At 58.5% G+C, this 9,838-nt stretch carries 5 protein-coding genes; 2 read left to right on the forward strand and 3 right to left on the reverse strand.

The features are described 5' to 3' along the window. Positions 1-352 precede the first annotated feature (352 nt). Positions 353-1,291, forward strand: a complete 939-nt coding sequence (locus tag Q0K10_RS15050) for a helix-turn-helix domain-containing protein (RefSeq protein ID WP_294508782.1) — start codon at positions 353-355, stop codon at positions 1,289-1,291. 164 nt (positions 1,292-1,455) lie between these two features. Further along, positions 1,456-5,589, forward strand: a complete 4,134-nt coding sequence (locus Q0K10_RS15055) for a glycoside hydrolase family 2 TIM barrel-domain containing protein (RefSeq protein WP_294508785.1) — start codon at positions 1,456-1,458, stop codon at positions 5,587-5,589. A gap of 82 nt (positions 5,590-5,671) precedes the next feature. On the opposite strand, the gene Q0K10_RS15060 is transcribed toward Q0K10_RS15055, so the two are convergent. From Q0K10_RS15060 to Q0K10_RS15070, 3 genes are all read right to left on the reverse strand, one after another. Next, positions 5,672-7,864: an alpha-L-rhamnosidase gene (locus Q0K10_RS15060; RefSeq protein WP_294508788.1), complete on the reverse strand. Its 2,193-nt coding sequence runs from the start codon at positions 7,862-7,864 to the stop codon at positions 5,672-5,674. After that, positions 7,845-8,546: a prepilin-type N-terminal cleavage/methylation domain-containing protein gene (locus tag Q0K10_RS15065; protein ID WP_294508792.1), complete on the reverse strand. Its 702-nt coding sequence runs from the start codon at positions 8,544-8,546 to the stop codon at positions 7,845-7,847. Before Q0K10_RS15065 ends, Q0K10_RS15060 begins: the two co-directional genes overlap by 20 nt. Positions 8,547-8,742: 196 nt before the next feature. Beyond that, complete coding sequence (locus Q0K10_RS15070) at positions 8,743-9,324, reverse strand: AraC family transcriptional regulator (RefSeq protein ID WP_294508796.1); 582 nt, start codon at positions 9,322-9,324, stop codon at positions 8,743-8,745. Positions 9,325-9,838: the final 514 nt, after the last annotated feature.

Genomic DNA, 9,838 nt, shown 5'->3' on the forward strand with positions numbered 1-9,838 from the left:
CAGTTACCACCATACAGGAGATCAATCAGCGTTTCTTTGACGAAATACGCCTTGACATCCTCCCCGTTATCGGAGGAGCGACAACTTCATCTCCTCCCCGATTCCCGCGCGGATGATGCGCGGGCGACAGGATATTTTGAACGCAATGGCTTCTCCGCGGAATGGCGGGGAGGCCCTTTTTGTGATTTCCGGCGGCAGTCGGCGAATCAGCTGTCGGTTTCTGAGATTCCCCGGCCCTCCTGCCGTTTGAAAAGCCGTGGAACGGCTTGAAAAATTCCGTTGGAATGATATTGTTACGATATTTTCAACGGATGACGATTGGGCGGGCGGATTCCTGCGGGAGTGAATGGATATGAATATGGCCAGGGGGGGCGGTGCGCAGACATTGATGTTGTCGCGCAGCAATGTGTTCTCCGGTTCTTCACCGGGGTTGCGGGTGCTGTCGAAGAAATATTTCGTCAACATGGATGTTGTTCACGGACATGAATTTTTTGAACTGGTTCTGGTTCGGTCCGGGCGGGGGGTGCATGTGACGGAATCCGGTGAAAATGTGCTTGAGCGCGGTGACGTGTTTCTGATTCGTCCCGGGAATCTGCATCGTTATCGTGAGTTGCATTCGCTTGAAGTCGTCAACATTCTCTACCTGCCGGAACGTCTGAATATGCCGCTGGGCGATTTGTATGAGATGAGCGGTTACATGGCTTTTTTCGAAGTGCCGCCGGGATTGGCCGGGGTGCTGCATCTTCCGCAATTGCGGCTGAATGAGGCGGAGATGACGGAGGCCGGGCAGTTCATCGAGATGATGATGCGGGAACAGACGGAGCAGCGGGCCGGTTCCGTGTTCGGGATGATCGCCGGTTTCATGCAGCTCGTTCTTCTGATTTCCCGTGTCTTCACACGCTCCTGCGGCCAGGAGGCTGGAGACCTCTGCCGAGTCGGGCGGCTTCTGGCTTTTCTGGAAGAACATTGCTCAGAGCCTCTTCAGGTTTCCGAGCTTGCCCGGAAAAACGGCGTTTCCGTACGGACGCTCGAACGGCTGTTCCGCGAAGTTGTCAACCGTTCCCCCGGGGAGTATCTCACGGAGCTGCGCCTGAACCGGGGGGCGAAACTTCTGCTCGAAAGCGAATCGTCGGTGGCCGGTGTCGCTCGACAGGCGGGGTTTGCGACCAGCAGTTATTTTGCCCGGCTGTTCCGGCGAAAATTCGGATGTTTGCCGCGAGAGTATCGCAAACAGCACAAAATCATCACCCCGTCATTCCGTTCCGCTGCGAACAGGGAAGATTGCGGGTAATTCCTCGGAAAAATGCGACAGCGGGGGATTCTGTCCCTGGAATGGCGGAAAAATATCATTAAATGTCGTAAAAGTCCGTTTTCTTTCCAGGGGAATCGGGTATATTTAAAAAAGAAAGCACGATGTCTGCCGCGATGTGGAACAATCAATCAGGAGAATGAAGCATGTGGAAGAGAATGCTTGCCGCAGGAGCAGCGGTTCTGGCCGTCGCCGCGTGGGGAGCCGGACCCTGGCTGCCGGCTGACCGGGAACTTCCCCGGCGTGGTTCGGCGCTGTTGAAGCCGGAACAACTCGAGTTTTCCGTTCCCGAGGCCGGAAGTGTGCGGCCGGGAGAGCTGCTGCGGACGCGGTCGCTGGCAGGGAAATGGAAGTTTTCCGGACTCGCAAGTTCCGAGTCTCCATTTCCCGGCGAACCGGACGCCGGTGATCTGGCCTGTATTGCTCCAGGATTTGACGATTCGAAGTGGGAGCTGATCCGGGTGCCGCTGAACTGGTGGCTGAATCCATCCTCTTCCTACGACAAAGTGTTTCGTGCTGCCGGGACTACGGTTGACCGTGGCGGCAGCGATTACCGGCAGGCGGCGAATCCCTATTTCAAGGGGATTTACCGGCATGAAATCGAACTGCCCGATCCGCTTCCGGCGGGCCGGATTTTTCTCCATTTTACGAATGTCGGTTACGAGGGGCGGCTCTATGTGAACGGGACGTTTGCAGGCAGCCACCACGGGGATTTTGTTCCATGGCGCGCCGATATTACGCCGTTTGTGAAACCGGGCAGAAATCTGCTGGCGCTGCGGGTTCTGGCGGATTTCGGTCCGCGCGATCAGGTCGCGACCCACACCTACGGCTGCATGTGGGACCGGCAGGCGGTCAAGGGGGGAATCTGGAATCGGGTCTCCCTGGAGTTCGATTCTGATCCGGTGATCGAATATACCCTGCTTTCCACCGATCATACCGGGGCGTTCCGGCTCGATTACCGGATTCTAAACCACACCGGTAGCCGTCTTACGTTGACGCCGGGCATCGCAGTACGGTTCGCCGAGGAGAAGGGACCGGAACCGGTCGTTCGGGAGTTTCCCGCGCTCACGCTGGAGCCCGGGGTGAACTCCGGGATACTTTCGATGCGGTTCGACAACGTCCGGCCGTGGTCGCCTGAGGAACCGAATCTCTATTTTGCGATGTTCTATCTGCGGGACGGGAAAACGATTGCCGCCGCCCGGCTGGAGCGCTTCGGATTCCGGGATTTCAAGACGGCCGGTACGGGATTTCAGCTGAACGGCCGCCCTTATTTCCTCTATTCTGAGAGTGTTCCTTCCATGTTCTGCGGCGGCTGGGATACTGCGGACGGTTTCCACCACTCCCAGTATGAGAAGATGGATGGTTACCGCAGAAAGGGATACAACATCTTTCGCAATCCCCACCAGCCGATTGATCCGCTGGTGCTGGATTATGCCGACGAAATCGGCCTGATGGTTTACAACGAATGGGGTTTCTGTTTCCTGCCGAAGATCGACGAGAAGGCGTTTGAGAAGAATAATCTCGCCGAACTCGAAGAGTTTGTGATCCGCGACCACAATCATCCGGCGGTGGTGATGTGGAGTCTCGGCAACGAAGTCGAGCATCGGCGCGACCCGGCGTTGACTCGTCAGCTCAACAAGCAGGTCGCTCTGGTTCGTCGGCTTGATCGGCAGAAGCGACCCGTGAGCGCGTTTGCCGGGGTCGGCAATGTCGGCAACTACGGAAAGGAGCCGCTGGATACCGATGTGCTCGATTTTCACCTTTATGTCGGCATCACCAAACCGTGGACGCGCTGGAACAGTGATTTTGATGCGCTTTATCGGGATGTAGCGGCGATTTATGGAAAAGACGGCAGACTTGACAAGCCGGTGTTTTTCTCCGAAACGGTCGGCGGCGGCTGGGGACTGCAGCCCGATCCGAACTACAAACACGGCAACATCGACGACTATCTGAAAGTCATCAATGCCGACTACAATTTCGGCAATCCCGGCGCGGCCGGTTACTCCGGAGTGATCGGCGTCCGTGCGGCGCTTGATCCGCAGCGGAGCTGGCAGTATACGCACAACTATCTCGGTACCAGACTGGTGGAGTTGATGCGCCAGGATTCCCGCATCGCAGGGTTCGCGCCCTGGATCGCCTATCCGACCCGCATGGGAACCCGCTGGACGCAGCCGGTTTATCCTCTGCTGCGTGACAACGGAGACAACCGGTTGATGCCGAGACAGTTTCTAATTCCGGGACGGGTGGAGATCGAGGCGCTTGTCCTGAATCAGAGCGGGCCGGATTTAAAATCACTGCGACTGCGGATCGATCTTGATGTGGGGAAAGAGCCGCCGGTTGAACTCACCACGCTCGATCTCGGGCCGCTTGCGGGCGGCGCCCGGGTGGTGAAGCGTTTTGTTCTGGAGTTTCCGGCGCATCTGCCGCCGGCGTGCGAGCTGCGGCTGACGCTGCTGGAGGAAGACGGACGCGATGTCGGTCGCAACAGCTATCCCGTGACGTTCCACGAGCGCGATTCGGTGCTGAAACCGGTTGCTGGAGCCGCTCCGGTCGCATTGCTGGCACCTTCACCGCAGGTCGCGGCGATCCTCTCTGAACTCGGCATCCCGTACCGGGAGCTTCGGCGCGGGGAGGCGCTCGGAACCTTTCAAGCGGCGGTGATTCCGCCCGGCGTCGAGCCGCAGGCGATCGACACGCCGTCCGTGCGGGAGTGGCTCGAGAACGGCGGACGATTGCTGACGCTCGAACAGAAACCCGGTTCTCTGCCGGTTTTCCCCGAATATCAGGTTTATGGAGATTACAATACCATGGTGGAGATCGTCACGCTCGATCATCCCGTTTTCGCGGGACTGAATCAAGCTGATTTCGACATCTGGGCGGAGAACCCGGACGGAAATCTCCTGACCGGGACTCTCGTTCCGCTGAATGCCACGGCTCTCGCGGTCAAAGGCAAATTCCTCGATTCGCACAACGCCGGTGCCGGAGTGGCCGAGGCAGCTGTCGGGCGTGGACGCGCGCTCTTCTCTCAACTCGATGCGGTCGGGCTCTGGAAAAAGAACGGTGCGGCGACGCGGTATCTGCGCAACCTCTTCGCCTATCTTGCCGGACCGGAGAAACTTTATGACGCGCGTCCGATCGAAAAGGGACGGCTTCTGGAGTTTTCCATCGTACCGGGCCGCGAATTGTATCTTGACCTGCGCAAGGTTGCGAACCGCGGCTTTGCCGATGAACGGGCCGGGGATAACCGGGGCGGCTGGACCGATGAGGGAGATAATGATTTTCGGCAGATGCCGCTGGGACGTCAGACGATGGCGAATGTTCCATTTGAGATCATCGATCCGGCTTCCAACGGCGGACGTTCCTGCGTGGTGTTACGCGGTCGGAACACGCCGGGCGGAGCGCGGCAGGCGGTCGGCATTCCGGTGAATGCGAAGGTTTCCGGAATCTGTTTCCTGCACACCGCCGGTTACGGCGGAGAGCACGGTATTTGCGCGACTTATCGGATTCATTACGCCGACGGCCGGAACGTCCAGTACCCGATGACCGTGCCGGTGAATGTCGCCGACTGGTGGAGCCCGGCGATGCTGCCACAGGCGGTTCCGGGAATTACGCGTATGAATTCGCTCGGTTACCAGATCGGCTGTTACGTCGCACGCTGGGAGAATCCACGGCCTTGGTCCGAGGTGAAATCGATCGATTTCATCGCGTCGGAAACGCCGCGCGCCACACCGATTCTGGTGGCGGCCACTGCGGAACTTGTTCATCCGCAGCCGCTGGTGTGGCTCGACTCCAACAACCGCGACCAGAAGTGGGGGGGCGGCAGCGACAACGGCGGCGAGCCCGGCAGGATCGAACTGCTTGCCGAGAAGATTCCTGACGCGCCGGGAGGCCATTTCGCCCGCATTCACTTCCCCGGCAACGTCGGGAATGGTGTTCCCGCGGCGATTGCATTCCTCTTCTTCGATCGCGAAACGCTCAGGCGGAACGATTACTCCACGCTTTCGTTTTTGATGCGCAGCTCCTCCGCCGGGAGAGTTGAGATTACGATTCCCGAGGCGAACCACCGTTCCCGGATGGTTCACAGCTTTGAATTGCAGGATTCTCAGGGAAAGTGGATTCGGGTGCGACTTGATCTGAAGAAGGATTTCAAATTTCAGGGAGAATCGTTCCCGCTCGCGGGAATGCGCACGGAGCTGATCTTCTACAACGGCAAAGATCGTTCAGTTGGTTTCCCGCGGCGCGCGGTCTCCTTCGACATTACCGATCTGCGGCTGGAGTGACAGCCGGGGCGCCGGAGAATTTTCCGGCGTCCCGTGTGAAAAGATTCTTCCGGTGTCGGCCCGCTTCGGCCCGTGGAAACGTTCAGGATTCGCTGCTTTCCCGGGAAAATTCGTACTCTCCGGGGCCGACGCATTGTGCCGGGATGCCCGGGAGTTCCAGCCGCACCCGTGTTTCCGGCGGGATCGTGATCCGGAAACGGACATTGCCGTCGCTTTCGCGTTGCCATTCGGAGCGGCAGCCGCGGTAGTCGCACCGGACGGAGTCGAGTTTTTTCGGCAGTACGGGAGCGATGACCAGTTTCCCCGGCGCATCGTGGCGGAATCCGGCCGGATATCGGAAAAGCCAGGCCGACAGGTCGGCGAACAGCACATGGTTGCGGGAGTCGCCGCCTTCCCAGTGTTCGAGGAAGGTCGTCTCTCCGCGCACTGCCCAGTAGCCCCAACCGGGGAACTTCGTCTGGGTCAGAAGTTCGAAGGCGGTATCGACGTAACCGTGTTCGGCCAGCACCCTCGGCACGAATTTCGCGCCGAGGAAACCGAAGTCGATCCGGTAGTCGTTGGCCCGGACGGTTTCGTCGAGCAATGCCGCCGTTCGTTCCGGTTCCGGAGCGATTCCGAAATAGACCGGGGTGGCGAGTGAGGTCATGCGCCCGTCGGCGAAGGAGCCGTCCGGGCGGGCGTATTTTCGGAGAATCGCCGCGGCGACCCGTCTGGCTCGGGCGAGATATTCCGTTTGTTCCGCAGGGTCGCCGATCCGGGCGGCAAATGCCGCAACCGTCTGGAGGATCGCATGGAGAAAACAGCTGGAGGTCAGTTCGACCGGGGCCATCCGGGATTTGTCGACGTGACACCAGTCTCCGAGCCCGAATGAGACGAGATCGCCGGAGCTCATTGTTTCGCAGTAATCGAGGTAGCGCCGAATCGCATCGCGGCATTTCCGCAACGGACGATCGTCGTTGTTGAAGCGGAGAATCAATTCAGGAATCAGCGCGAGCGCACCGTCCCAGGCCGGGCCGTTGCCGGAGTTGTAGCCCCAGCCGGAAGTGGGCGCCATCCCCGGCAGTTGGCCGCTCGGTCGCTGCGTGTCGATCAGAATTTCGAGGAATCCCTCGTAAGCGCGGGCTGCGTCGAAATGGTAGAGAACCGTCTCGACCGCTGCCAGCGCGTCACCGGTCCAACCGTTTTTCTCCCGGTGGGGACAGTCGGTCGGAATGCCGACGAAATTGGCCCGGCAGCTGCGCAGCGCCATCGCTTCAAGTTCGTTCACGATCGGGAGAGAACAGTGGAAGTTCCCGATTCTCTGGAAATCGGTCCCGACCCGGCGTGCTTCCAGCGCGAGCAGTTCCGCCTCTCCTTCGATTTCGAGCCTGACATACCGGAAGCCGTGGTAGGTGAATTCGGGTTCCCAGATTTCTCCACATGTTTCGCCGCGGAGCGTATAGCTGTCGGTCTGGAACTCCCCGGAAAAGACGAACATGCCGATCGCCGCATTGTCCAGCCGGTTGCGGGAGTCGAGCGATTCGCCGTAATGCAGCGTGATGCGTGCGCCCGCCGTTCCGCGTACGCGGAGCCGGCACCAGCCGGCGAGATTCTCTCCTGCGTCGAAGAGTTCCGGAGAGAGCCGGACCAGCGGCAGTGTTTCCGTTATCCGGCAGGGCGGTTGGATTTCGGGAATTAACACTCCGCCGGGACCGGCCACACGGCGGGCGTTTTCCCAGCAGGAATCGTCGAATCCGGTTAGATCCTGCCGGCTCTGTTCGAGCCGCGCATCGTAGAACTCCCCGTTGCGAAGCGCATTGAACCGGATCGGACCGGCGGTGGTAACACGCCAGGTTTCGTCGGATGCAACTGCGGTTTTTCCGCCGCAATCGAGTTGCAGAAGCAGTTTCGGATAATCGCGCCAGACCGCTTTGTCGAGATGCCAGACTTCGGTGGTCGAGGGGTTGTACCAGCCGTTGCCGAGGGTCACGGTGATTACATTGCGACCGATATGCAGGAGTTCGCTGACATTGAAAGAGAGAAAGCGGACGTGGCGGTCGTAGATGGAGACCGTCGGAGCGAGCACCTGATCGCCGACCCGTTGCCCGTTGATCCGGCAGACGAAGAACCCCAGCCCGCAGATGCGCAGTTCGGCGTCCCGGCAGGAGTTGACCGTAAATTCACGACGAAAACAGGGGGCCGGCAGTTCCGGCGCCCGCCAGTCAACCTGTACCTGCTGCGGGCCGATCCAGCGGGCGCGGTCGAAGCAGAATCGTTCAGTAGACCGGAGCATCATAGAAGTTGTACCAGCGATTTTTATCCCCCAGAATCTGGCTGTAACTGAGCGTTTCGACATGGCCGTCGAAAAATGCGGAATTTGCAGCCTTGTTGTGGCGGTAGGCGGCGATGCAGGCGCGTGAACTGTCAGCCGTGTTCTGATAACTGATCAGGCTCGAATAGTTGTACTGTCGGACGAAATCAAGACCATCCGCAAAGGTCATCCGGAGCGACGGCTGCTTGATTCGTCCGAGTTTGTAGGCCGAGATCATCGAAGTTCCGCCGAGCGTATGCCAGGCCGACTCGTATAAATCTTCCGCCGAAACCCCGTACGAGAGGTCGATCTCCGGCACGACGGGACCGGTCGCGGCGTAGGAGTTCGGGCAGACCTGCGTACGCAGGCACTGGGCGGCAACCCGGTAATCGTCGATCACGACCGGAACGCTGCCCATCAGCGTGCGGAACAGACGGTTTTCCCGCCAGGTTGGTGTTCCGGGGCCTGTCCCGTACGGCACAAAGTAATCATTCGACTGATCCGCATACAGCAGCCCGGCCTGGCCGAAACTCTTGAGGGTGTTGACGCAGGAGGTTTTCTTGGCTGCGTCGCGTGCCTGGTTCAAAGCCGGCATCAACATCGACGCCAGAATCGCGATAATCGCTATGACAACGAGCAATTCTATGAGGGTGAACGGTTTGTGCATATTGTTTCCTTTCCCTTGTAATCCGGCTCTGGCAGATGCTCTGCTTCGTCCAATGTATATTATACCACACATGAAATTTATTGCATGAAGAAATGCGTCGGAAAACAGTAAATATGCGACAAAATGATGCGTGTCTCGCGGTACACCGGGAAGTTTTCCGGGATTGGCATTCTGTGGGCGGGCGGCCGCTTTCTTTTCAGATCATGTTTCCGGGGGGCAGGCCGTAGTATTTCTTGAAGATGCGGGAGAAATAAGACGCGGAGTTGAATCCTGCTGCTGCGGCGGCTTCTTTGACCGAATACTTTTTCAGCAGCAGTTCCATCCCGAGCTGCAACTTCGCATGAATCACGGTGTTGTGGGGAGTCAGACCGTTGACTTCAGCGAATCTCCGGGCGAAATGTTTTTCCAAGATTCTGTTCCAGCGTGCCATCTCCGCAAAGTCGTAATGGGCGAGGGGGGCGGCGAAAATCCTGCGTTTCAACTCGACCAGTTCCCGGCAGAGGGGGTCGACTCGTTCCGGAGCGTCCAGATATTTCTTCAGTTCAAGGCCGATTCCGAGGAGGTACCACAGACACTGGTCCCGGTTCCGGACGGGGTCGGCACGGTACAGGTCGAGCATCGCGTGGAACCAGCGGAAGACCGGGGAGTCCGCCGGAAGCGTTACGAACGGTGTGTCACTCGGCGGAAAGAGCCCGCTTTCGACCAGTTCCGCCGCGGCGTCTCCGACGATATGCGCATAAGGTACTCGGCAAAGCTGTCGCGGATGCGGTCCGCGCACGTTACCGTCAGGAAACGCGCGGCTGATTTCCGCCGTTCTTCCCTTCCGACGGTGTTTCCGGTTCAGAAGAGGGCCGGATCATCCGCCCAGGAAAGCGGAGCGGTTATAAAACAGATGATGAGCGGCGCCACTTCAGGCGGCGAACCGGCGCCGAATGAACAGAGTTTTTTTCAGATTTAAAACAGACTCCAGAATAAAAGGCGGATGCGCCTTTGTCACCGGGACATCCTCAGTAAACCCAAACCGCTGCACGGGTATACATTATAGCATGACCCCTGCCGGCCGGCAATGCTGGATCATACAGAAAAATGTATCAGATCGTACCGTGTTAAGTGATATAATTTCCTTAATTGTTATTGTTGGTGTTATAATTTGACGAAAATGCAAAATTAGCAGAAAATAGCAGAAAAAATCCAGCTTTTGAGGCTACTGAAATAGCGATCATCGCGATTCTGGCGGCGATGCTGCTGCCCGCCTTGAATCAGGCGCGCGAGCGGGCCAAGACGATCTCCTG

It is taken from the genome of uncultured Victivallis sp., assembly GCF_944391105.1.
GTDB lineage: Bacteria > Verrucomicrobiota > Lentisphaeria > Victivallales > Victivallaceae > Victivallis.

What these genes read in the sequence shown, in the direction of transcription:
- Q0K10_RS15050 (WP_294508782.1), top strand. Translation starts at nt 353, where the DNA reads ATGAATATGGCCAGGGGGGGCGGTGCGCAGACATTGATGTTGTCGCGC.
- Q0K10_RS15055 (WP_294508785.1), top strand. Translation starts at nt 1,456, where the DNA reads ATGTGGAAGAGAATGCTTGCCGCAGGAGCAGCGGTTCTGGCCGTCGCC.
- Q0K10_RS15060 (WP_294508788.1), bottom strand. Translation starts at nt 7,864, where the DNA reads ATGATGCTCCGGTCTACTGAACGATTCTGCTTCGACCGCGCCCGCTGG.
- Q0K10_RS15065 (WP_294508792.1), bottom strand. Translation starts at nt 8,546, where the DNA reads ATGCACAAACCGTTCACCCTCATAGAATTGCTCGTTGTCATAGCGATT.